Origin of the sequence: Nocardia sp. NPDC057227 (genome assembly GCF_042669725.1) — a bacterium.
GTDB lineage: Bacteria > Actinomycetota > Actinomycetes > Mycobacteriales > Mycobacteriaceae > Nocardia > Nocardia asteroides_A.
The window spans coordinates 109,697-131,005 of record NZ_JBHUXA010000020.1 but is presented as its reverse complement, the minus strand read 5'-3'; the positions used below and the strand labels follow the sequence as shown (position 1 = coordinate 131,005).

Here is a 21,309-nt window from a genome sequence, read left to right as displayed (position 1 = left end):
CCCCCGGCCGGATTCCGGCCGGGGGCGTTCGCGGAGAACTAGCTGCCGTTCTTGGCGGCCAGCGCCTTCGCCTCGCGGCGGCGCCGGTGCAGGATCGGCTCGGTGTACCCGTTGGGCTGCTTCGTCCCCTCGAGGATGAGCTCCTTGGCCGCCTGGAAGGCGACGCTGCCCGCGAAGTCGGGGGCCAGCGGGCGGTAGGTGGGGTCGTTCTCGTTCTGCCGGTCGACGACGGGCGCCATCCGCTCCAGGCTGGCGACGACCTCGTCCTCGGTGACGATGCCGTGCCGCAGCCAGTTCGCCATGAGCTGGCTGGAGATGCGCAGGGTGGCGCGGTCCTCCATCAGCGCGACGTCCTTGATGTCGGGCACCTTGGAGCAGCCGACGCCGTGGTCGATCCAGCGCACCACGTAGCCGAGGATGGACTGCGAGTTGTTGTCCAGCTCCTGGCGCTTCTCCTCGTCGCTCCAGTTCGGCTCGGCGGCCAGCGGGATCCGCAGGATCTGGTCGACGTCGGCGCGGCGGCCGCCCTTGACCAGCTCCTTCTGCCTGGCGAGCACGTCCACCAGGTGGTAGTGGGTGGCGTGCAGGGTGGCGGCGGTGGGCGAGGGCACCCACGCGGTGTTGGCGCCCGCCTTCGGGTGGCCGATCTTCTGCGTGAGCATGTCGCGCATGAGGTCCGGCATGGCCCACATGCCCTTGCCGATCTGCGCGCGGCCGCGCAGCCCGACGGCGAGGCCGGTGTCGACGTTCCAGTCCTCGTAGGACAGGATCCACTGCTGCGTCTTCATGTCGGCCTTGCGGACCATCGGCCCGGCCTCCATGGAGGTGTGGATCTCGTCGCCGGTGCGGTCGAGGAAGCCGGTGTTGATGAAGACCACGCGGGCGGCGGCGGCCTGGATGGCGGCCTTGAGGTTCACCGTGGTGCGGCGCTCCTCGTCCATGATGCCGACCTTGAGGGTGTTGCGCGCCAGGCCGAGCACGTCCTCGATGGCGGCGAAGAGGTCGTTGGTGAAGGCGACCTCGTCCGGGCCGTGCATCTTCGGCTTCACGATGTAGACCGAGCCGGTGCGGCTGTTCTTCAGCGCGGCGTCGGCGCGCAGCGCGTGCTTGGCGATGAGCGAGGTGATCAGGCCGTCCAGGATGCCCTCGGGCACCTCGTTGCCCTCGGGGTCGAGGATGGCGTCGGAGGTCATGAGGTGGCCGACGTTGCGCACGAAGAGCAGCGAGCGGCCGTGCAGGGTGAGCTCGGAGCCGTCCAGCGCGGTGTAGACGCGGTCCGGGTTCATGGTGCGGGTGAAGCTCTTGCCGCCCTTGCTGACCTCTTCGGCGAGATCGCCCTTCATCAGGCCGAGCCAGTTGTGGTAGCAGAGCGTCTTGTCCTCGGCGTCGACCGCCGCGACCGAATCCTCGAAGTCCATGATCGTGGTGACCGCGGACTCCAGCACCACGTCCTTGATCCCCGCGGTGTCGGTGCTGCCGATCGGCGACTCCGGGTCGATCTGGATCTCGATGTGCAGGCCGTTGTGCTTCAGCAGGATCGAGGTCGGCGCCTCCGGGGTGCCGAGATAGCCGACCAGCTGCGCGGCGTCGGCCAGGCCGATCTCGGTGCCGTCCTCCAGCCCGACCTCGAGCTCGCCGTCCACGATCCGGTACGAGGTGGAGCCGATGTGCGAGCCGGTGATCAGGGTGACCGAGTCGTCCAGGAAGTTGCGCGCCCACTCGATCACCTTGTCGCCGCGGACCCGGTTGTAGCCGGAGCCCTTCTCGGCGCCGCCCGTCTCCGGGATGGCGTCGGTGCCGTAGAGCGCGTCGTAGAGCGAGCCCCAGCGGGCGTTCGCGGCATTGATCGCGAAGCGCGCGTTGCTCACCGGGACCACCAGCTGCGGGCCCGCGGTAACGGCGATCTCGTCGTCCACGTTCGCGGTGGTCGCCTCGAAATCGGCGGGCTCGGGGCGCAGGTACCCGATCTCGGTGAGGAACTGCTTGTAGGCGGCCCTGTCGTAGTTGGCGCCGGGGTGCTCGCTGTGCCAGGCGTCCAGCTTGCCCTGGATCTCGTCCCGCTCGGCCAGCAGTGCGCGGTTGCGCGGCGCGAACTCGGTGATCACCCGTTCGGCGCCGGCCCAGAACGCGGCGGAATCCACGCCGGTTCCCGGCAGGGCCTCGTTCTCGATGAACGCGTGGAGAACGCCTGCCACCTGGAGTCCGCCGACCTGAACCCGCTCTGTCATCTACTGCCTCGCTTCCGAGAAGGCCGATGGAAAAGTCGCTGTCATGTTACCCGTCGGTAAAGCCGCGCCGGGGTCACGCCCCCTGATACTAGTCAGCGCCGAATTAATGTACTGATCGGAACATTATCGGTGAGCTGGGCGGCTGGAGCACGCGGTGGGCACTCTGTAGCGGTGCACGCATCGTTGAACCCGGCCCCGCGCGACCGGATGGCCGCCGCGCGGCGCCGGGCCCCCGCTCCCCCGCTGCAGGCCGCCGTCCTGGTGGCCGCGGTCCTCGCCGCCGCGCTCGCCGCGCACGGCGCCACCGTGGTCGGTGACCGGCCGATCTGGATCGCGGCGCTGCTCGCCGGGATCTGGATCATCTTCCCCGCCTTGCTGCTGACCAGCGTGTGGCGGATGCACGCCGCCGTCGGCACGCAACCGGGGCGGGTGCTCGGGCCGCTCGAACTCGGCGCCGCGGCCGCGTTCGCCGCGGCCCTGGTGCTGCTGGTCGACGGTTCGGCGTTCGCGGCGCTGCCCGCCGCCGTCGGCGCGGTCGCCGGTGGCGCGGCGCTCCTCGTCCACCTGCGCGGCCGCAGGCGCCGGGAGCGGCGCAGTGAGCTCCGCGCCACCGGAAGGGAGGTCGAGGCGGTGATCACCGACGACGGGCTCGGCCGGTTCCGGCCAACCCCGAACCCGAAGCTCACCCGGATCACCGTCGAGTACGGGGACCGGATACTCACGCTGCCCGCGCAGCAGGTTCCGGCGCGGCCGCTCGCCGTCGGCGACCGGATCCGGCTGTGGGTGGATCCGGACGATCCGGAGCGGTGGACCGCGGCGGCGGACAACGGCGTCTCGCGGCTGCTCGAGCGGTAGGAATTCCCGCACAAACACCGGAATACCGGTTCACTTTCCGTTATTCTCCGCTCAGTACAGCACACCTTCCGCCCACCCCCGAGGAGCCGCATGTACCCCGGCGCACACGTCGACCGCTTTCCGGACAAGGCCGCGGTGGTGGTGGCCGAAACCGGGGAGACGCTCACCTATCGGCAGCTGGAGGAGAACTCGGTGCGGCTCGCGCGGCACCTGCACGAGGCCGGGCTGCGGCGCGGTGACCACCTCGCACTGCTCTCCGGGAACGACCCGAAGGTGTACGAGGTGTACTGGGCCGCGCTGCGATCCGGGCTTTACATCACGGCGGTGAACCGGCACCTGTCGGCGCCCGAGATCGCCTACATCGTGAACGACTGCGGAGCGCGGGCGCTGATCGCATCGGCGGAGCTGGCCGAGGTCGCGGCGGAGGTGCTGCCGCAGACGCCCGAGGTGGAGCTGCGGTTGGCGTTCGGCGGGGAGGTCGCGGGGTTCGGGTCGTACGAGGGGGCGCTGGCGGCCGCGTCGGCGGAGCCGCGGGCGGACGAGCCGCGCGGGGCGGACATGCTGTACTCGTCCGGCACGACGGGGCGGCCGAAGGGCATTCGGCAGCCGCTGCCGGAGCGGCAGGTCGGCGATGCCCCCGGCGACACCTACACCGCCATCTTCGGCCCGCTGTACGGCTTCGACAGCGACACCGTCTATCTCTCCCCCGCACCGCTCTACCACGCGGCGCCGCTGCGCTTCGGCGGCGTGGTGCACGCGCTCGGCGGGACGCTGGTCGTCATGCGGAGGTTCGACCCCGAGCAGGCGCTGGCCGCGATCGAGCGGTTCCGGGTGACGCACAGCCAGTGGGTGCCGACCATGTTCGTGCGCATGCTCAAGCTGGACGCGGCGATCCGGGCGAAGTACGACGTCTCCGGCCTGCGGGTGGCGGTGCACGCGGCGGCGCCGTGCCCGGTCGAGGTCAAGCGGGCGATGATCGAGTGGTGGGGCCCGATCCTGTTCGAGTACTACGCCTCCACCGAGGCCAACGGCGCCACCTTCATCGACAGCGAGCAATGGCTGCGCAAGCCGGGGTCGGTGGGCACCGCCGGGCTCGGCACCATCCGGATCTGCGGTGACGACGGCGCCGAGCTGCCGGTCGGCGAGATCGGCACCGTCTACTTCGAGCGCGACGAGCTGCCCTTCGCCTACCACAACGATCCGGCCAAGACCGCCGAGGCGGTGCACCCCGCGCATCCGGCCTGGACCACCACCGGCGATATCGGCTATCTGGACGACGACGGCTTCCTCTTCCTCACCGACCGCAAGGCGTTCATGATCATCTCCGGTGGCGTGAACATCTACCCGCAGGAGGTGGAGGACGCGCTGGCGCTGCACCCGAAGGTGCTCGACGTGGCGGTGATCGGGGTGCCGGACGAGGAGATGGGCGAATCGGTGCTCGCCGTCGTACAGCCCGCATCCGGTGCCGAGCCCGGTCCCGAGCTCGCCGAGGAGCTGCGCGGTTACCTGCGGGAGCGGATCGCGCACTACAAGGTGCCGCGCACCGTCGACTTCTCCGACGATCTGCCGCGCACGCCCACCGGGAAGCTGGTCAAGGGGAAGTTGCGCGCCAGATACGTGTGATCGGACAGGGCGCGGCCGACCCACCGGGTTCCGCTGCGCAGGTCCTCGCGAGGAATGCGATCCCCCGACCTGTTCGGCGGCGAAGACCACTGCCCCTCTCCCGGCAAATGAACGGCGGCCGATGAATCGGCGCTCCCCGGGCCGTCGGTACTGACAACCGGATCGAGGAGGAACCGCCATGACGACCGTGATCGCCGACATCACCATGTCCCTGGACGGCTACGTGACCGGAGCGGGCGCGGGCCCCGGCCGCGGACTCGGCGATGCCGAAGAACTGCACGCCTGGGTGAGCGAGCGAGACGAAGTGGACAGCGACATCCTGCGCGACGCCACCGCCATGAGCGGCGCGGTGATCATGGGCCGCGGACTCTACGACGTGGTCGACGGCGCCGGCGGCTGGACAGCCGAAATGGGTTACGGCGCACAGGAGGCGGGCACGCCGCCGTTCTTCGTGGTCACGCGCTCGGCCCCGGCCGAGAGCAGGCTGGTGCGGGAACTCGGCCTGCGCGTCACCTTCACGGACTCGCTGCCGTCGGCGATCGACCGGGCCGCAACGATCGCCGGGGACGGCGCGGTGGTGCTCATGGGCGGCGGTGAGCTGATCGGCCGCGCGCTGGAGGCCGGCCTGGTGGACGAACTACGGCTGCACCTGGCTCCGCTGGTGCTCGGCGTCGGCACCCCGCTCTTCCGGCCCGGCACCCGCCGCCACTACCGGCAGCGGGAGGTCCGGCCCTCCCGCAATGCCTGCCACCTCGTCTACGAGCGGATCACTTCCAGTACGCCTGGAACTTGATCGACTCCTTGGCGAGCCCGTGCTTGGTCTTGAGCGTCTTGACGATCGAGCGCGTGGTGCGGCCGTCGCACGCAACCCAGCCGAAGGTGCCCGGCTTCAGGCTGACCCCCTCGGCGGCCTCGCGCAACAGCCTGCCGTCGTCCACCCGCTGTACCCAGGTGACCTCGTGCTGCGGGCCCGCGTGCACCGGAAGCGTCAGGTCGGATTCGTACTGCCACTCCAGCCACACCCGCGCGGGCGTGTCGCCGAGCGCGCGCAGCAGCGAGTTCACTGCGGGCAGCGAGGCGGTGTCGCCGAAGATCACGAACTCGGCGGGCACCGGGTCCGGGATCGTGAAGTTGGATGCGCCGATATTCTTCATCGCCGACGCCTCCAGCACCTCCCCCACCTGCGCGTTCTCCGCCCAGATCGAGGCGGGGCCGTGGTGCAGCGCGAACTCGACGTCGAAGGTGTCGTTCTCGGCGTCCTGGTCGACCAGGGTGTAGCCGCGCTGGCGGTAGTTGCCCTTGCCGTCGTCGAACCAGATCCGGATCCACTGGGTCGGATGCACCGGGTAGTCGGCGAGCAGGCCACCCCCGGTGAACCCGACCCGGATGTACTTGTCGGTGATGGCGCGGACCGAGGTGACGGTCAGCTTGTAGTTGTCCGCACGGTAGGCCTTCATCATGAGGCCTTCGAGACCCTTGCTCATAAAGTCAGGTTAGCCTAACCATCGGTGTTCGGAGAACACCATTGCCGCATCGGCGGCGCGTCACCCGCGCAACACCGCGCGCACGGCGGTGGCGGCGATCGCGTCGTCGGAGAGCCCGCTGCGCGGGACCAGGATGTGCGAGAGCACGATGCGGACGATGATCTCGGCGGCCTGCTCCGGCGGCACCGCGAGGTCGGTGGCGTCCGGGCGGGCGCCGACGATCGGGGTGACGAAGGCGCTCACCGTCTCGACCAGGGTGCCTGCCGAATCCCCGTGCGCGATGGCGGCATCGAGCAACCAGCGGGGTTCGTGGTCGCGGACCCGGCGGATCACCGGGTGGCCGCGCAGGTGGGTGAGGGCGAAGCGGACGGCGGCGTGCACGACCTCCGGGAGCGGGGCGAAGAGGTCGACCTCGCGGTAGCCGAGCGCGATCATCGCCCCGACCTCGGCGCGGGCGACGGCGCCGATCATGCCGTTCTTGTCGCCGAACTCGCGGTACGCCGTCGCGCGGGAGACGCCCGCGCGCTGCGCGACGGCGGCGAGGGTGAGCGCGTCGAGACCGATCTCGCCCATCATCTCCAGGGCGGTCTCCTCCAGGAGCTCGGCATTCCGGGTCACGCGGCCATTATGCCGGGCCTTGCCGCCACACCATATGAGACTCTATGGTCGGTCGGTCTCAGTTCGGCGATTCGGAGGTCCGGCATGCACGCGATCGTGCTCGGTGCGGGAATGGGCGGGCTGCTGGCCGCGCGGGTGCTCTCCGAGCACTACGACCGGGTGACGGTGCTGGAGCGCGACCACCTGCCGGACGAGCCGCGGGCGCGGCGCGGCGTGCCGCAGGGCAGGCACGTGCACGGGCTGCTCCCGCGCGGCGCGGCGCTGCTGGAGGAGTTCTTTCCCGGGCTGCGCGCGGAGCTGGTGGACTCCGGAGCGGTGGAGTGCGCGGCGCTGGAGCAGGTGCGGTTCGCGGTGGCGGGGCATCAGCTGGCCCGCGCGGTGACCGGGCACGTGGCGCTGCAGGCGAGCAGGCCACATCTGGAGCATCACGTGCGGGCGCGGGTGGCGGCGCTGCCGGGGGTGCAGATCAGGGACGGGGTCGCGGCGCTCGACCTCTCGCACGATCCGCGGCGCGGGCGGGTCACCGGGGTGCTGGTGCGGGACAGCGAAGGTGATCGCAGGCTGGACGCCGATCTGGTGGTGGCGTCCATGGGGCGCGGCAGCGCGGTGAACTCCTGGCTGGAGCGGTTCGGGTACGCGCGGCCTGCCGAGGAGGGCACGCCGATCGAGATCGTTTACACCAGTGCGTTCGCCCGGCTGCCCGCCGGGGCGCTGGCCGGGGAGCTGAGCATCACCGCCGGGGTGCGGACGGCGCCGCCGCGGGCGCTGGCGATCTTCGCGGTGGAGGGCGGGCGGCACATCGTGACGCTGATCGGGTTCGGCGGCGAGAAGCCACCGGCCGACACCGCCGGCTTCGCCTCCTACGCGGCGCAGTTCGCGCCGGACGACGTCGTCGACGCGCTGGCCAGGGCCGAGTACCCCGATCCGTCGGCCTCGTTCCGGTACCGGGCGAACCTGCGCCGCCGGTACGAGCGGCTGCCGTCCTTCCCGGACGGGCTGCTGGTCACCGGCGACACGCTGTGCAGCTTCAGCCCGGTGTACGGGCAGGGGATGACGGTGGCGGCGATCCAGATGGCGGTGCTGCGCACGGTGCTCGGCGGCGGCACCCGCGATCTGGCGCGCCGCTTCTACCGGGCGGTGCGGCCGGAGATCGACCACGCCTGGCAGCTCACGGTCGCGGCCGACGGGGCCATGCCGCACGTGACGCCGGAGGGGCCGGTGGCGCGGGCCGCGGTCGCGGCGCTGGATCCCATCCTGGTGGCGGCGGAGCGGGATCCGCGGGTCGCCGCGGCGCTCTTCCAGGTGATCGGGCTGGTCGAGCGGCCGTCCTCGCTGCTCACACCGGAGCTGCTCGCCCGCATCGGCGCCGCCAACGCGAGCGCGCTGTTCGAGTCCGCGCTGCGCACGGCGGGCGGCGGCATCACCCGCGCCCTCACCGCGCGGATGGCCTGAGCGGGCCGTGGCCGGGCTCGCCCGGATCGCGCGCACCGCGGCGCACCTGGGCACCGCGGCCGTCGAGCTCTCCGGCGGCGGGTCGCGGACGTCGGCGACGGAGTCCGGAGGGGGCGGCCACGGCCGGAGGCCCCCGCCGCGCGCGACCGGCGCACCACAGCCGGTGCGCTCCCCACGGCGCTACCCGCACGGAGCGGGATTCAGATGGCCTGGAGGTACCAGTCCACCCGATCGTCCCCATCGGTGGCACTGTGGCTGTAGCGGAAGCGGGCCCGGCGGGCGACGCCGACCGAGGAGGTGTGCCCCGGGTCCACCCGGATCACCGCCTCCTCGACCGTGCCGAGCGCGGCCAGGTACCGGCAGCCGAGGATGACGGCGCGGGTGGCGAGGCCGCGGCGGCGACGCTCGGGGTACACGGCGTACTCGATGCTGGCCTGCCCCTTGTCCAGATAGGGCCGCGCGAGCCGGATGTCGAGCAGCCCGATGAGCTCGGCCGCCGGGAACTCGGTGACCGCGAAGAGCCGGGCCGGGCCGCCGGTTTCCCAGGCGGCGGCGCTGTCCGCGAAGCGCTCGGTCGCCGGTTCATCGGCGCCGAGGTCCGGCCAGAGCCGGATCAGCGCGGGGTCCGCTCCGGCGAGGTGGGCCGGGACATCGGCCACCGCGATCGGGCGCAGGGCGATCACACCATCGGAAACCAGCACGGAACCATGATCGGCAGCCGAGCGACGTTCAAGCAAACCGACCCCCCTTCCCGGCGGGTCGGGTCAGAGCGCGTTGCGGGTGCAGGCGGAGGTGGTGAGCACCGCCGGGCGCGGCGACGCACTGCCGAGATCGGGGAACGGCGGGGCGGTCTCGCCCAACCCGGCGATGGCCGCGGACTCCGCCTCGGGCCGAGACGGCGCCGCGGCCCAGCCGAACCGCCCGTCCGCGCCGCGCGCGACGGCGGCGCAGCTGTCGGCGTACTGCAGCACGATCCGGCAGTCGTAGACGCCGCAGTTCTTGATCGCCTCGGCGTCGGCGGCGACATAGCTCCGATGGTCGGTGGTGATGACGACCACCCCGGTGGACTCGGAGAGCGAGACCGTGCCGTAGTAGAGCCCCTTCGGCGGTACCGCGGCGGCCGGGGCGGATACCCCGGCGCCGAGCAGCGCCGCCGTCGTGGCGACGACTCCGGCGACCGACCGGGACAGCTGCGGCAGGGACACGGGACGAACCTCCAGCTCAGCCCCTCACCGACGAGGAGCACCGCGAGAATCATCCTCGCGGTGCTCCCGGTTGTCCAGCGGCGGAATTTCCTGCCGCACAGAACCTTCGGTCAGACGGTGAAGCCGAGCGCGCGCAGCTGCTCGCGGCCGTCGTCGGTGATCTTGTCCGGCCCCCACGGCGGGATCCAGACCCAATTGATCTTCAGATCCTCGACCAGCCCGCTGCGCACGAGCGCGTTGCGCGCCTGGTCCTCGATCACGTCGGTGAGCGGGCAGGCGGCGGAGGTCAGCGTCATGTCCAGCACGGCGACGTCCTCCTCCACCGTGAAGCCGTAGACCAGCCCGAGATCGACGACATTGATGCCGAGTTCGGGGTCGACGACGTCGCGCATCGCCTCCTCGAGGTCCTCGAGCAGTTTGGCGTCCTCGGCCGAGAGCTCGGCCTCCGGCGCGGTGGTCTCGGGTGTCTCCGTCATGACCCGCTTCCCTTCGATCGCTGATCCTCGATGCGCACCACCGCGTCCTTGAACGCCATCCAGCCCAGCAGGGCGCACTTGACGCGGGCGGGGTACTTGGCGACCCCGGCGAAGGCGATGCCGTCGCCGATCACGTCCTCGTCGCCCTCCACGGTGCCACGGCTGGAGATCATCTCGCTGAACGAGTCGACCACCTTCATCGCCTGCTGCACCGGCAGCCCGATCACCTGGTCGGTGAGGACCGAGGTGCTGGCCTGGCTGATCGAGCAGCCCTGGCCGTCGTAGGAGACGTCGGCGACCTCGCCCGCGTCGTCGATGGCGACCCGGAGCGTCACCTCGTCACCGCAGGTCGGGTTGACGTGGTGCACCTCGGCGCCGTACGGCTCGCGCAGCCCGCGGTGGTGCGGGTGCTTGTAGTGGTCCAGGATCACTTCCTGGTACATCTGCTCCATGCGCATGATCTAGGCAACCCCGAAGAACTCGCGAGCCTTCCGCACCGCCGCCACCAGCGCGTCCACCTCGTCCAGGGTGTTGTAGACCGCGAACGAGGCGCGGGCCGTCGCCGCGACGCCGAAGCGCCGGTGCAGCGGCCAGGCGCAGTGGTGCCCGACCCGGATGGCGACGCCCTGGTCGTCCAGGATCTGCCCGACGTCGTGCGCGTGGATGCCGTCCACCACGAACGCGACCGCGCCGCCGCGCTCCACGTTCTCGGCGGGCCCGACGATCCGCACGCCATCGATTCCGGAGAGCCCGGCCAGCGCGGCGTCGACCAGCGCGTGCTCGTGCGCGGCGACGACGTCCATGCCGATCGCCTCCAGGTACCGCACGGCCGCGCCGAGCCCGACCACCTGCGAGGTCATCGGCACCCCGGCCTCGAAGCGCTGCGGCGGCGGGGCGTAGGTGCTGCGCTCCATGGTGACGGTCTCGATCATCGAGCCGCCGGTGATGAAGGGCGGGGTCTCCTCGAGCAGCGCGCGGCGCCCGAAGAGCACGCCGACGCCGGAGGGTCCGAGCATCTTGTGCCCGGAGAAGGCGGCGTAATCCACGCCGAGCGCACGGAAGTCGACCGGCGCGTGCGGCACCGACTGGCAGGCGTCGAGCACCACCAGCGCACCGACGGCCTTCGCCCGCCGCACCAGCTCCTCGACCGGCGCCACGGCACCGGTGACGTTGGACTGGTGGGTGAAGGCGACCACCTTGGTGGCGGGCGACAGCTCCAGCGAATCCAGGTCGATCCGGCCGTCCTCGGTCACCCCGTACCACTTCAAGGTGGCACCCGTGCGGCGCGCGAGCTCCTGCCACGGCACGAGGTTCGCGTGGTGTTCCAGCTCGGTCACGACGATCTCGTCGCCCGGCCCGACGTGGTACGGGAAGCGGTCGTCGGCGAAGGCGTAGGTGACCAGGTTCAGCGACTCGGTCGCGTTCTTGGTGAACACGATCTCGCCCGCGTCGACGCCGACGAAGCGCGCGATGTCGGCGCGCGCGCCCTCGTAGGCGTCGGTGGCCTCCTCGGCCAGCTGGTGCGCGCCCCGGTGCACCGCCGAGTTGCTGGTGACGAGGAACTCGCGCTCGGCGTCGAGTACCGCCACCGGGCGCTGCGACGTGGCCCCGGAATCCAGGTACACCAGCGGTTTACCGTCGCGCACCGTGCGGCTCAGGATCGGGAAGTCGGCCCGGATCCGAGCCACGTCGAGAACGCGCTCGGGTGCTGCGGTCATATCAGGCTCCGGCGGTCGCGGTCTGGGTGAAGCGGACGTAGCCGTTCGCGTCCAGCTCGTCGGCGAGCTCGGCGCCGCCCTCGGCGACGATCCGGCCGCCGACGAAGACGTGCACGAACTCCGGCTGGATGTAGCGCAGGATGCGGGTGTAGTGCGTGATCAGCAGGACCCCGCCGTTCTCCTGCTGCTGGTAGCGGTTGACGCCGTCGGAGACGATGCGCAGCGCGTCCACGTCGAGGCCGGAGTCGGTCTCGTCCAGGATGGCGATCTTCGGCTTCAGCAGCCCGAGCTGCAGGATCTCGTGCCGCTTCTTCTCGCCGCCGGAGAAGCCCTCGTTCACGCTGCGCTCGGCGAAGGCGGCGTCGATCTCCAGCTCGTTCATCGACTCCTTCACCTCCTTGACCCAGTGCCGCAGCTTCGGCGCCTCGCCGCGGACGGCGGTGACGGCGGTGCGCAGGAAGTTCGAGGTGGAGACACCGGGCACCTCGACCGGGTACTGCATGGCGAGGAAGAGCCCGGCGCGGGCGCGCTCGTCCACCGACATGGCAAGCAGGTCCTCGCCGTCGAGGGTGATCGAGCCGGAGGTCACGGTGTACCTGGGGTGACCGGCGATGGCGTAGGAGAGGGTGGACTTGCCGGAGCCGTTCGGGCCCATGATGGCGTGCGTCTCACCGGACTTCACGGTGAGGTTCACGCCCTTGAGGATCTCCTTGGTCTCGCCCTCGGGGGTCGTGATCGCGGCGTGCAGGTCCTTGATTTCCAGGGTGGTCATCGAATGTCCTTCGGGGCTGTGGATTCGGGTGTCAGGCGCCGATGGCGGCGAGCTCGGCCTCGATGGCCGCCTCCAGCCGCTCCCGCACCTCGGGGACCGCGATCTTCTGGATGATCTCGTGGAAGAAGCCGCGGACCACCAGGCGGCGGGCGACGTCCTCCGGGATGCCGCGGGCGCGCAGGTAGAAGAGCTGCTCGTCGTCGAAGCGGCCGGTGGCCGAGGCATGCCCGGCGCCGACGATCTCGCCGGTCTCGATCTCCAGGTTCGGCACCGAGTCGGCGCGCGCGCCGTCGGTGAGCACCAGGTTGCGGTTCAGCTCGAAGGTGTCGGTGCCCTCGGCCGCGGCGCGGATGAGCACGTCGCCGACCCACACGGTGCGGGCGTCGCCCTTCGGCGAGTCCGGATCACCCTGCAGCGCGCCCTTGTACATCACGTTCGACTTGCAGTTCGGCACCGAGTGATCGATGAGCAGCCGCTGCTCGAAGTGCTGGCCCGCGTCGGCGAAGTACAGCCCGAGCAGCTCGGCGTCGCCCCCGGGGCCCGCGTAGCGCACGGTGCCGGTGAGCCGCACCAGCTCGCCGCCGAGGGTGACGGCGGTGTGCCGGAGCGTGGCGTCCCGGCCGAGCAGCGCGTGGTGCGCGGTGACGTGCACGGCGTCGTCGGCCCAGTCCTGCACCGCGACCACGGTGAGCCGGGCGCTGTCGCCGAGCACGAATTCCACGTTCTCCGCGTAGGTTCCGCTGCCGCGCAGGTCGATGACGACGGTGACGGCGGCGAAGTTGCCGAGCCGCACCTGGAGGTGGCCGTACGCGGTGCGGCCCGCGCCGGGGCCGGTGATCGTCACGGTGACGGGGTCGGCGACCTCGACCTCCGCGCCGACCGAGAGCACGGTGGCCTGCTCGAAGCCCGAGTAGGCCTGCGCGGCGACGCGATCGGCGGGAGTGCCCGCCGCGCCGAGGCGGGCGTCGTCGCGGCCGACGGTCTCGATGGTGACGCCGTCGACCGGCGTCACCTCGACGGTCGCGCTGCCGTCCCTGGTCGCGGTGCCGTCGTGCAGCCCGCGCAACCGGCGCACCGGGGTGAACCGCCACGCCTCGTCGCGCCCGGAGGGCACCTCGAACGCGTTGACATCGAACGAGGTGAAGACCTCGCCCTTGTTGATCGCGGGTACCCGCGCCTCGGCCGCCGCGGCCACGTTCTCGACCGCCATCAGCCGACCGCCCCTTCCATCTGCAGCTCGATCAGCCGGTTCAGCTCCAGCGCGTACTCCATGGGGAGCTCCCTGGCGATCGGCTCGACGAAGCCGCGCACCACCATCGCCATCGCCTCGTCCTCGGTGAGGCCGCGGCTCATCAGGTAGAACAGCTGGTCGTCGGAGACCTTGGAGACGGTCGCCTCGTGGCCCATGGTGACGTCGTCCTCGCGGATGTCGACGTAGGGGTAGGTGTCCGAGCGGCTCACCGTGTCGACGAGCAGCGCGTCGCACTTCACCGTGGACTTCGAGCCGTAGGCGCCCTTGTTCACCTGGACCAGGCCGCGGTACGAGGCCCGCCCGCCGCCGCGCGCCACCGACTTCGAGATGATGTTCGACGAGGTGTGCGGCGCCAGGTGCAGCATCTTCGCGCCGGTGTCCTGGTGCTGGCCCTCACCGGCGAAGGCGATGGAGAGCACCTCGCCCCTGGCGTGCTCGCCGGTCATCCAGACCGCCGGGTACTTCATGGTGACCTTGGAGCCGATATTGCCGTCGACCCACTCCATGGTCGCGCCCGCCTCCGCCTTGGCCCGCTTGGTGACCAGGTTGTAGACGTTGTTCGACCAGTTCTGGATGGTGGTGTAGCGGCAGCGGCCGCCCTTCTTCACCACGATCTCGACCACCGCGGAGTGCAGCGAGTCGGACTTGTAGATCGGCGCGGTGCAGCCCTCGACGTAGTGCACGTAGGCGCCCTCGTCGACGATGATCAGGGTGCGCTCGAACTGCCCCATGTTCTCGGTGTTGATCCGGAAGTAGGCCTGCAGCGGGATGTCCACCTGCACGCCGGGCGGCACGTAGATGAAGGAGCCGCCGGACCACACCGCGGTGTTCAGCGCGGAGAACTTGTTGTCGCCCGCCGGGATGACCGAGCCGAAGTACTCCTGGAAGATCTCCGGGTGCTCGCGCAGGCCGCTGTCGGTGTCGAGGAAGATGACGCCCTGCTGCTCCAGGTCCTCGCGGATCTGGTGGTAGACCACCTCGGACTCGTACTGCGCGGCGACGCCGGACACGAGCCGCTGCTTCTCCGCCTCCGGGATGCCGAGCCGGTCGTAGGTGTTCTTGATGTCCTCCGGCAGGTCCTCCCAGGAGGCGGCCTGCTTCTCGGTGGAGCGCACGAAGTACTTGATGTTGTCGAAGTCGATGCCGTCGAGGTTGGAGCCCCAGTTCGGCATGGGCTTGCGGTCGAAGATGCGCAGCGCCTTGAGGCGCACGTCGAGCATCCACTCCGGCTCGCTCTTCTTGTCCGAGATGTCGCGCACGACGGCTTCGGAGAGGCCGCGCTGCGCGGCAGCGCCCGCCGCATCCGAATCGGACCAGCCGTAGCCGTAGGTCCCCAGGGACGCGATGGTCTCTTCCTGGGATAGCGGCTGAACCGGATCGGTGGTCGTCGTCATTCGGCACTCCTTCCGGAGTTCTCGGTAGTGACCGCCGCGGGCTGTGCAGCGGTGGCTTTCGGTGCGCGTACGAAGAGCGGGACGTGCGTGGTGCAGGCGCAGTCGCCGTTGGCGATGGTCGCCAGGCGCTGCACGTGGGTGCCGAGCAGCTCACGGAAGGCCGCCAGCTCGGCCTCGCACAGCTCGGGGAACTCCTCGGCGACGTGCGCGACCGGGCAGTGGTGCTGGCAGATCTGAACACCGGCGCCGACCTTCCTGGTCGTCGCCGCGAAGCCGGCGCCCGCGAAGGCGCCCGCGATCTCGTCGGCCTTCTCCGCGATCTCACCGGCATCGCGCCGGTCGTCGTGCGCCAGCGGCTCGACCTCGCCGACGATGGCCTCGACCCGATCACGCGCGAAATCCTGGATGGCCTGCTGGCCGCCGAGCGTACGGAGCCTGCGCATGGCGGCCCCGGCCAGGTCGTCGTAGGCGTGCCCCATCCGGCCGCGGCCGGCCGCGGTGAGCTGGAACTGCTTGGCCGGGCGGCCGCGGCCGCGCTGCTGCCAGGGCGCCGAGCGGCCTGCCCTGGCCTGACCGGACTCGATCAGCGCGTCCAGGTGCCTGCGCACGCCCGCGGGGCTGAGGCCGAGCCGGCTGCCGACGGCGGTGGCCGTGATCGGCCCCTCCTCCAGCAGCAGCTGCACGATGGCGGCGCGGGTCTGCCCCTCGACCGGGACAGCGGCGGGCGCGGCGCCGGCCGGGCGGCCGGTTCCGTCGTCCTCGTCCCGCAAATCCACGGTTTTCACAACACAAGTGTGGCGGAATTACTTCCCGAAATCTAATAAGGGTGCCCTGAGCTGCCGCATCGCCGCTCCGAGCGGACCTGCCATTAGGGTGGTGAATCGCCCGATTCGCCCGCTTTTCGAGCCCCGGGATGCGACGAACGCCACATCGCGAAAATATTTCGCGGTCCGTGTCGATCTGCCCGGCTGCCGTTCGACGCTGTGGGTGAGAGGGTCGAACCACGACCGGAGACAGAGAGGCAGAACCGTGAAGTACATGCTGATCATGCGGACCACCGACGAGGCGCTCGCCGCATCCGCCGAGGTGGATTTCGAGCAGATCATCGCCGAGATGGGCGCCTTCAACGAGTCCATGATCAAGGCCGGGGTGCTGGCGGGCGGCGACGGCCTGACCGACGCCGCCGAAGGCCTCGTCGTGGAGTTCACCGGCGAGGAGACGCTGGTCACCGACGGCCCGTACGGCGAGACCAAGGAGCTGTTCAACGGCTTCTGGATCCTCGATGTCGCCTCCGCCGACGAGGCCGTGGAGTGGGCGCGCAAGGCGCCGCTCGGCAAGGGCAACAAGCTCGAGGTGCGCCGGATCGCGGGCGTCGAGGACTTCCCGGCCGACAACGAGTGGATCGAGAAGGAGAAGGTCTGGCGGGCAGAGGCCGAGGCCAAGAACTCCTGATGACCGGAACGGTCCAGGGCCGGGTCGCCGCGGTGTGGCGGATGGAATCCGCGCGCATCGTGGCGGCCCTGACCCGCTCGCTCGGCGACTTCGGCATCGCCGAGGACGCCGCCCAGGAGGCGCTCGCCGACGCGCTCGTCCAGTGGCCGGAGCGCGGCGTGCCGGACAACCCCGGCGCCTGGCTCACCACCGTCGCCCGGCGCAAGGCGATCGACGTGCTGCGCCGCGCCGACCGGCACGACGACCGGCTCACCGTGCTCGGCGCCGAGCTGCGCGAGGGCGAGCCGGACGAGGAGCACTGGACCGGCCCCCCGTGGGATCCGGATCGGATCGATGACGACATCCTCGGCCTGATCTTCATCTCCTGCCACCCGGTGCTGGCCGGGCAGGCGCAGGTGGCGCTGACGCTGCGCGTGGTCGGCGGCCTCACCGGCGAGGAGATCGCCCGCGCGTGCCTGATCTCCACCCCCGCCGTGCAGCAGCGCATCGTGCGCGCCAAGAAGACCCTGGCCGCGGCGAAGGTCCCCTTCGAGCTGCCGCCGCGCAGCGAGTTCGGCCGGCGCCTGACCGGCGTCCTCGCCGTCCTCTACCTCATGTTCAACGAGGGCTACGCCGCGAGCCGCGGCACCGACTGGATGCGCCCCGAACTGAGCCGCGAGGCGCTACGCCTGGCCAGGGTGCTGGCCGAGCTGGTCCCCGACGAGCCGGAGGCACACGGCCTGGTCGCCCTCATGGAGCTGACCGCGGCCCGCTTCCCGGCCCGCCTCGACCGCAACGGCGACCCGGTCCTGCTCGCCGACCAGGACCGCACCCGCTGGGAGCGCGGCGGCATCACCCGCGGCCGGACCGCGCTCGCCAGGGGCGACGCCCTCCGCCGCGGCCGCGGCAAGTACGCACTGCAGGCGGCCATCGCCGAGTGCCACGCCGTCGCCGCATCGGTGGAAGACACCGACTGGGAGCGCATAGTCCTGCTCTACGAGGCCCTCGGCCGCATCGCCCCCAACCCGGTCGTCGAACTCAACCGCGCCGCAGCCGTCGCCATGGCCACCGGCCCAGCCGCAGCCCTGCGCATCCTGGACGCGCTCGACGCGGGCGGAAAACTCGACCGCTACCACCTCCTCCCCGCCACCCGCGGCGAGCTGCTCGCCCGACTGGGCCGCTCGACCGAGGCACGGGCCGCCCTGGAATCGGCCGCCGCCATGACCGGCAATGCCCGCGAACGCGAGGTACTCCGCCGCCGCGCTTCGGAAGTGTGACGCGCGCACCCCGAACGACCCGACGCGAAGGCGAAGCCGTTGAAAAATCATCCGAAGCACGCCGCCGGAACGCACCGATCCGCCGACTAGGCTGACCGCCGTGGCGGTACTAACGGGCGCGCGGCGTCGGATTGTGGCATTCGGACGCCGGGCGCTCGGGCTCGACGTGCCCGCCGATCACACCATCGCGGTGCTGCACACCGATGAGAAGGAAGTCCCCGGGCTCGACCGCGAAGAGCTGCGCCAGCTCGACCGCATCCGCCTGCTCGGCGCCACCGGCACCGTGCTCATGGCGATCGCCGCGCTCGGCATCGGCGCCCAGCCGGTCCACCAGAACCCCGTCTCCGGGGTCCGGGTACTCGGCATCTTCGCCCGCGCGCACACCGGCTCGCTCGCCATGTGCATGGTCGGCTCGGCCATCGTGGTCCTGGCCTGGCTGCTGCTCGGCCGCTTCGCCATCGGCAGCCTCGGCGGCTCGCCGAGACACCGCGTCTCCCGCTCGCAGCTGGACCGCACGCTGCTGCTCTGGATCCTGCCGCTGAGCGTGGCCCCGCCGCTCTTCAGCAACGACGTCTACTCGTACCTGGCGCAGAGCGAGATCGCCGGGCGCGGGATCGACCCGTACTCGGAGGGCCCGGTCGCCGGGCTCGGCATCGACAACGTGCTCACCAACAACGTCCCGACCATCTGGCGCGACACCCCGGCCCCGTACGGTCCGCTCTTCCTCTGGGTCGGGCGCGGCATCGCCGAGCTGACCGGGGAGAACATCATCGCCGGGGTGTGGGCGCACCGCGCGCTGGCGCTGGCCGGGGTGGCGCTCATCGTGTGGGCTCTGCCGCGGCTCTCGGTGCGCTGCGGGGTGGCGCCGGTGAGCGCGCTCTGGCTCGGCGCCTGCAACCCGCTGGTCCTGTTCCACCTGGTCGGCGGGGTGCACAACGACGCGCTGATGCTCGGGCTGATGCTGGCCGGGATGGAGTTCTGCCTGCGCGCCATCGAGGACTCGCCGATCTTCGACGCCCGCACCTATGCCCTGCTGATCGGCGGGGTGGTGACGATCACGCTCTCCTCCACCATCAAGTTCACCTCGATCATCGCGCTCGGCTTCGTCGGCATGGCGCTGGCCAGGCGCTGGGGCGCGGGGCCGTGGTCGGTGCTCAAGGCCGCGCTGCTACTGGCCCTGGTCGCTGGGGTGACGACGGTGGCGATCAGCGCCGTGAGCGGGCTCGGCTTCGGCTGGCTCTACACCCTGAACACGGCGAGCGCGGTGCGCAGCTGGATGTCGCTGCCGACCGCGCTCGGCGTGATCACCGGGTTCGGCGGCGTGCTGCTCGGGCTCGGCGACCACACCACCGCGCTGCTCAGCATCACCAGGCCGATCGCCGCGCTCGGCGCCGCCTTCATCGCGCTGCGCATGCTGGTGGCGACCAATACCGGGCGGCTGCACCCGGTCGGCGCGCTCGGTGTCGCGCTCGGCGCCATCGTGCTGCTCTTCCCGGTGGTGCAGCCCTGGTACCTGCTGTGGGCCATCGTGCCGCTGGCGGCGTGGGCCACCCGGCCCGCCTTCCGCGGCCCCGCGGTGGTGGTTCCGGCGATCGTGAGCGTGATCGCCATGCCGCGCGGCGCGGAGTTCGAGGTGTTCCAGATCGTGGGCGCGGCCGTCGCCGGGGTGATCGTCGTCGTGCTGTTCGTCGTGCTCACCAAAAACCAGCTGCCCTGGCGCCGGACGGGGGTGTCGGCTCCGTCACAGCCGGCGGATGCCTACGGTGTGACATCGTGACCGCTGCCTCCGATCTCGCGCTCCGCGTCGACGGCGTCGTCAAGCGCTACGGCGAGACCGTCGCGGTCGACGGGCTGACCTTCGACGTGCGGCGCGCGGAGGTGCTCGCGCTGCTCGGGCCGAACGGCGCGGGCAAGACCAGCACGGTGGAGATCTGCGAGGGCTTCCTGCGCCCGGACGCGGGCAGCGTGCGGGTGCTCGGCCTGGACCCGATCACCGACTCCGAGGCGCTGCGACCGCGGATCGGCGTCATGCTGCAGGGCGGCGGCGCCTACCCGGGTTCCAGGGCGGGCGAGATGCTGGAGCTGATCGCCGCCTACTCGGCGAACCCGCTCGACCCGGAGTGGCTGCTCGGCACGCTCGGGCTGCGCGAGCACCGGCGCACCCCCTACCGCAGGCTCTCCGGCGGGCAGCAGCAGCGGCTGGCGCTGGCCTGCGCGCTGGTCGGGCGGCCGGAGCTGGTCTTCCTGGACGAACCGACCGCGGGGCTGGACGCCCAGGCCAGGCTGATCGTCTGGGAGCTGGTGGCCGCGCTGCGCCGGGACGGCGTGACCGTCGTGCTCACCACGCACCTGATGGACGAGGCCGAGCAGCTGGCCGACCGGCTGGTCATCATCGACCGCGGCCGGATCGTCGCGCAGGGCACGCCCGCCGAGGTCACCGCGCACGGCGCCGCCGGCCAGCTGCGCTTCGCCGCGCCCCCGAAGCTCGACCTCGAACTGCTGGCCAGGGCGCTACCGGAGGGCTTCGCGCCACGCGAGACCGCGCCGGGCGCCTACCTCATCGAGGGCGAGATCGACCCGCAGGTGCTGGCCACCGTGACGGCGTGGTGCGCGCGGCAGAACGTGCTCGCCACCGATATCCGGATCGACCAGCGCCGCCTCGAGGACGTCTTCCTCGAGCTCACCGGACGGGAGCTGCGCGGATGAGCGCCGACTCGGAGAACCGGTTCGCGCCGGGCACCTTCGCCCCGGACCCGCGCCCGGCGGGCCGGGCCGCCATGCTCGCCGCGCAGACCCGGCTGGAGCTGGTGCTGCTGCTGCGCAACGGCGAGCAGCTGCTGCTCACCATGTTCATCCCGATCACCCTGCTGGTCGGGCTCACGCTGCTGCCCTTCGGCGACCTCGGCACCGAGCGGGTGGACACCATCGTGCCCGCCGTGATGATGGTCGCGGTGATGTCGACCGCGTTCACCGGGCAGGCCATCGCGGTCGGCTTCGACCGGCGCTACGGCGCGCTCAAGCGGCTCGGTGCGACGGCGCTGCCGCGCTGGGGCATCATCGCGGGCAAGAGCGGCGCGGTGGTGCTCGTGGTGATCGTGCAGGCGCTGCTGCTCGGTGCGATCGGGCTGGCGCTCGGCTGGCGGCCGGAGCCGGGCGGGCTGCTGCTCGGGGCCGCGGTGATCGCGCTCGGCACCGCCACCTTCGCCGCGCTCGGGCTGCTGCTCGGCGGCACGCTGCGCGCGGAGATCGTGCTTGCCCTGGCCAATATCCTCTGGTTCGTCATGCTCGGTATCGCCAGCGTGCACTTCGCCGCGGGCTCGGTGCCGGACGCGGTGCACACCCTGGTCCGGCTGGTGCCGTCCGGTGCGCTCGCGGTGGCGCTGGAGGAGGCCATGCGCGGGGCGGTGGACTGGCTCGGGCTGGTCGTGCTCGCGGTGTGGGGGCTGGTCGGCGGGGCGGCCGCCGTGCGCTGGTTCCGGTTCCAGTAGCCCTCAACGACGCGGTGTAGTACGCGCGCTACCATC

21 protein-coding genes are annotated in these 21,309 nt (G+C 71.4%); 9 read left to right on the top strand and 12 right to left on the bottom strand.

Translation table 11 applies throughout. The features are described from left to right. Positions 1 to 38: 38 nt before the first annotated feature. Positions 39 to 2,228: a malate synthase G gene (locus tag ACFUJ1_RS25175; protein ID WP_378649375.1), complete on the bottom strand. Its 2,190-nt coding sequence runs from the start codon at positions 2,226 to 2,228 to the stop codon at positions 39 to 41. A gap of 171 nt (positions 2,229 to 2,399) precedes the next feature. Here ACFUJ1_RS25175 and ACFUJ1_RS25170 point away from each other — a divergent pair, with 171 nt between their 5' ends. The 3 genes from ACFUJ1_RS25170 to ACFUJ1_RS25160 all read left to right on the top strand — a co-directional run bounded on the left by ACFUJ1_RS25170 (position 2,400) and on the right by ACFUJ1_RS25160 (position 5,499). Next, positions 2,400 to 3,083: a hypothetical protein gene (locus ACFUJ1_RS25170; RefSeq protein WP_378649373.1), complete on the top strand. Its 684-nt coding sequence runs from the start codon at positions 2,400 to 2,402 to the stop codon at positions 3,081 to 3,083. A 90-nt stretch (positions 3,084 to 3,173) separates the two neighbouring features. After that, complete coding sequence (locus ACFUJ1_RS25165; RefSeq protein WP_378649371.1) at positions 3,174 to 4,706, top strand: acyl-CoA synthetase; 1,533 nt, start codon at positions 3,174 to 3,176, stop codon at positions 4,704 to 4,706. 178 nt (positions 4,707 to 4,884) lie between these two features. Further along, positions 4,885 to 5,499, top strand: a complete 615-nt coding sequence (locus ACFUJ1_RS25160) for a dihydrofolate reductase family protein (protein WP_378649369.1) — start codon at positions 4,885 to 4,887, stop codon at positions 5,497 to 5,499. Here ACFUJ1_RS25160 and ACFUJ1_RS25155 read toward each other — a convergent pair. Beyond that, positions 5,474 to 6,190 carry a siderophore-interacting protein gene (locus tag ACFUJ1_RS25155; RefSeq protein ID WP_378649367.1) on the bottom strand — a complete coding sequence of 239 codons (717 nt, stop codon included), beginning with the start codon at positions 6,188 to 6,190 and terminating at the stop codon, positions 5,474 to 5,476. The two genes, ACFUJ1_RS25160 and ACFUJ1_RS25155, sit on opposite strands and share 26 nt — an antisense overlap. 60 nt (positions 6,191 to 6,250) lie before the next feature. Continuing rightward, positions 6,251 to 6,808, bottom strand: a complete 558-nt coding sequence (locus ACFUJ1_RS25150; protein ID WP_378649365.1) for a TetR/AcrR family transcriptional regulator — start codon at positions 6,806 to 6,808, stop codon at positions 6,251 to 6,253. 84 nt (positions 6,809 to 6,892) lie between these two features. Here ACFUJ1_RS25150 and ACFUJ1_RS25145 point away from each other — a divergent pair, with 84 nt between their 5' ends. After that, positions 6,893 to 8,260, top strand: a complete 1,368-nt coding sequence (locus ACFUJ1_RS25145) for an FAD-dependent oxidoreductase (RefSeq protein ID WP_378649363.1) — start codon at positions 6,893 to 6,895, stop codon at positions 8,258 to 8,260. 200 nt (positions 8,261 to 8,460) lie between these two features. On the opposite strand, the gene ACFUJ1_RS25140 is transcribed toward ACFUJ1_RS25145, so the two are convergent. The 9 genes from ACFUJ1_RS25140 to ACFUJ1_RS25100 all read right to left on the bottom strand — a co-directional run bounded on the left by ACFUJ1_RS25140 (position 8,461) and on the right by ACFUJ1_RS25100 (position 15,853). Then, complete coding sequence (locus ACFUJ1_RS25140) at positions 8,461 to 8,961, bottom strand: GNAT family N-acetyltransferase (protein ID WP_378649361.1); 501 nt, start codon at positions 8,959 to 8,961, stop codon at positions 8,461 to 8,463. Positions 8,962 to 9,024: 63 nt separating this feature from the next. Next, entirely contained in the window at positions 9,025 to 9,465 is a 441-nt protein-coding gene (locus ACFUJ1_RS25135; protein ID WP_378649360.1) for a DUF4189 domain-containing protein, read from the bottom strand. A 110-nt stretch (positions 9,466 to 9,575) separates the two neighbouring features. Continuing rightward, the gene (locus ACFUJ1_RS25130) at positions 9,576 to 9,941 is read right to left on the bottom strand and encodes a metal-sulfur cluster assembly factor (protein WP_233019236.1); all 366 of its coding nucleotides are present in this window, start codon (positions 9,939 to 9,941) and stop codon (positions 9,576 to 9,578) included. Further along, positions 9,938 to 10,399, bottom strand: a complete 462-nt coding sequence (gene sufU / locus ACFUJ1_RS25125; RefSeq protein ID WP_378649358.1) for a Fe-S cluster assembly sulfur transfer protein SufU — start codon at positions 10,397 to 10,399, stop codon at positions 9,938 to 9,940. Before sufU ends, ACFUJ1_RS25130 begins: the two co-directional genes overlap by 4 nt. A 3-nt stretch (positions 10,400 to 10,402) precedes the next feature. Then, on the bottom strand, positions 10,403 to 11,659 hold the full coding sequence (locus tag ACFUJ1_RS25120) for a cysteine desulfurase (RefSeq protein ID WP_378649356.1): 1,257 nt from the start codon (positions 11,657 to 11,659) through the stop codon (positions 10,403 to 10,405). Position 11,660: 1 nt separating this feature from the next. Then, positions 11,661 to 12,431: a Fe-S cluster assembly ATPase SufC gene (gene sufC / locus ACFUJ1_RS25115; protein WP_233019239.1), complete on the bottom strand. Its 771-nt coding sequence runs from the start codon at positions 12,429 to 12,431 to the stop codon at positions 11,661 to 11,663. A 31-nt stretch (positions 12,432 to 12,462) separates the two neighbouring features. After that, the gene (sufD, locus tag ACFUJ1_RS25110; RefSeq protein WP_378649353.1) at positions 12,463 to 13,641 is read right to left on the bottom strand and encodes a Fe-S cluster assembly protein SufD; all 1,179 of its coding nucleotides are present in this window, start codon (positions 13,639 to 13,641) and stop codon (positions 12,463 to 12,465) included. Then, entirely contained in the window at positions 13,641 to 15,077 is a 1,437-nt protein-coding gene (gene sufB / locus ACFUJ1_RS25105; RefSeq protein WP_233019241.1) for a Fe-S cluster assembly protein SufB, read from the bottom strand. The genes sufD and sufB overlap by 1 nt, the downstream gene beginning before the upstream one ends. Beyond that, positions 15,074 to 15,853: a helix-turn-helix transcriptional regulator gene (locus ACFUJ1_RS25100; RefSeq protein WP_378649388.1), complete on the bottom strand. Its 780-nt coding sequence runs from the start codon at positions 15,851 to 15,853 to the stop codon at positions 15,074 to 15,076. Before ACFUJ1_RS25100 ends, sufB begins: the two co-directional genes overlap by 4 nt. A 253-nt stretch (positions 15,854 to 16,106) precedes the next feature. On the opposite strand from ACFUJ1_RS25100, the gene ACFUJ1_RS25095 reads away from it, so the two are divergent. The 5 genes from ACFUJ1_RS25095 (at position 16,107) to ACFUJ1_RS25075 (ending at position 21,273) form a co-directional block, all read left to right on the top strand. Beyond that, positions 16,107 to 16,529, top strand: coding sequence for a YciI family protein (locus tag ACFUJ1_RS25095; RefSeq protein WP_378649351.1), 423 nt, complete (start codon positions 16,107 to 16,109; stop codon positions 16,527 to 16,529). After that, on the top strand, positions 16,529 to 17,785 hold the full coding sequence (locus ACFUJ1_RS25090; protein ID WP_378649349.1) for an RNA polymerase sigma factor: 1,257 nt from the start codon (positions 16,529 to 16,531) through the stop codon (positions 17,783 to 17,785). The genes ACFUJ1_RS25095 and ACFUJ1_RS25090 overlap by 1 nt, the downstream gene beginning before the upstream one ends. 100 nt (positions 17,786 to 17,885) lie before the next feature. Beyond that, positions 17,886 to 19,562 carry a polyprenol phosphomannose-dependent alpha 1,6 mannosyltransferase MptB gene (gene mptB / locus ACFUJ1_RS25085; RefSeq protein ID WP_378649347.1) on the top strand — a complete coding sequence of 559 codons (1,677 nt, stop codon included), beginning with the start codon at positions 17,886 to 17,888 and terminating at the stop codon, positions 19,560 to 19,562. After that, on the top strand, positions 19,559 to 20,491 hold the full coding sequence (locus tag ACFUJ1_RS25080; protein WP_378649345.1) for an ABC transporter ATP-binding protein: 933 nt from the start codon (positions 19,559 to 19,561) through the stop codon (positions 20,489 to 20,491). Before mptB ends, ACFUJ1_RS25080 begins: the two co-directional genes overlap by 4 nt. Then, on the top strand, positions 20,488 to 21,273 hold the full coding sequence (locus ACFUJ1_RS25075; protein WP_378649343.1) for an ABC transporter permease: 786 nt from the start codon (positions 20,488 to 20,490) through the stop codon (positions 21,271 to 21,273). The genes ACFUJ1_RS25080 and ACFUJ1_RS25075 overlap by 4 nt, the downstream gene beginning before the upstream one ends. The last annotated feature ends 36 nt before the right edge of the window (positions 21,274 to 21,309 follow it).

What these genes read in the sequence shown, in the direction of transcription:
- sufU (WP_378649358.1), bottom strand. Translation starts at nt 10,399, where the DNA reads ATGCGCATGGAGCAGATGTACCAGGAAGTGATCCTGGACCACTACAAG.
- sufC (WP_233019239.1), bottom strand. Translation starts at nt 12,431, where the DNA reads ATGACCACCCTGGAAATCAAGGACCTGCACGCCGCGATCACGACCCCC.
- ACFUJ1_RS25075 (WP_378649343.1), top strand. Translation starts at nt 20,488, where the DNA reads ATGAGCGCCGACTCGGAGAACCGGTTCGCGCCGGGCACCTTCGCCCCG.
- ACFUJ1_RS25130 (WP_233019236.1), bottom strand. Translation starts at nt 9,941, where the DNA reads ATGACGGAGACACCCGAGACCACCGCGCCGGAGGCCGAGCTCTCGGCC.
- ACFUJ1_RS25175 (WP_378649375.1), bottom strand. Translation starts at nt 2,228, where the DNA reads ATGACAGAGCGGGTTCAGGTCGGCGGACTCCAGGTGGCAGGCGTTCTC.
- sufD (WP_378649353.1), bottom strand. Translation starts at nt 13,641, where the DNA reads ATGGCGGTCGAGAACGTGGCCGCGGCGGCCGAGGCGCGGGTACCCGCG.
- ACFUJ1_RS25155 (WP_378649367.1), bottom strand. Translation starts at nt 6,190, where the DNA reads ATGAGCAAGGGTCTCGAAGGCCTCATGATGAAGGCCTACCGTGCGGAC.
- ACFUJ1_RS25120 (WP_378649356.1), bottom strand. Translation starts at nt 11,659, where the DNA reads ATGACCGCAGCACCCGAGCGCGTTCTCGACGTGGCTCGGATCCGGGCC.
- ACFUJ1_RS25160 (WP_378649369.1), top strand. Translation starts at nt 4,885, where the DNA reads ATGACGACCGTGATCGCCGACATCACCATGTCCCTGGACGGCTACGTG.
- ACFUJ1_RS25145 (WP_378649363.1), top strand. Translation starts at nt 6,893, where the DNA reads ATGCACGCGATCGTGCTCGGTGCGGGAATGGGCGGGCTGCTGGCCGCG.
- ACFUJ1_RS25090 (WP_378649349.1), top strand. Translation starts at nt 16,529, where the DNA reads ATGACCGGAACGGTCCAGGGCCGGGTCGCCGCGGTGTGGCGGATGGAA.
- sufB (WP_233019241.1), bottom strand. Translation starts at nt 15,077, where the DNA reads ATGACGACGACCACCGATCCGGTTCAGCCGCTATCCCAGGAAGAGACC.
- ACFUJ1_RS25165 (WP_378649371.1), top strand. Translation starts at nt 3,174, where the DNA reads ATGTACCCCGGCGCACACGTCGACCGCTTTCCGGACAAGGCCGCGGTG.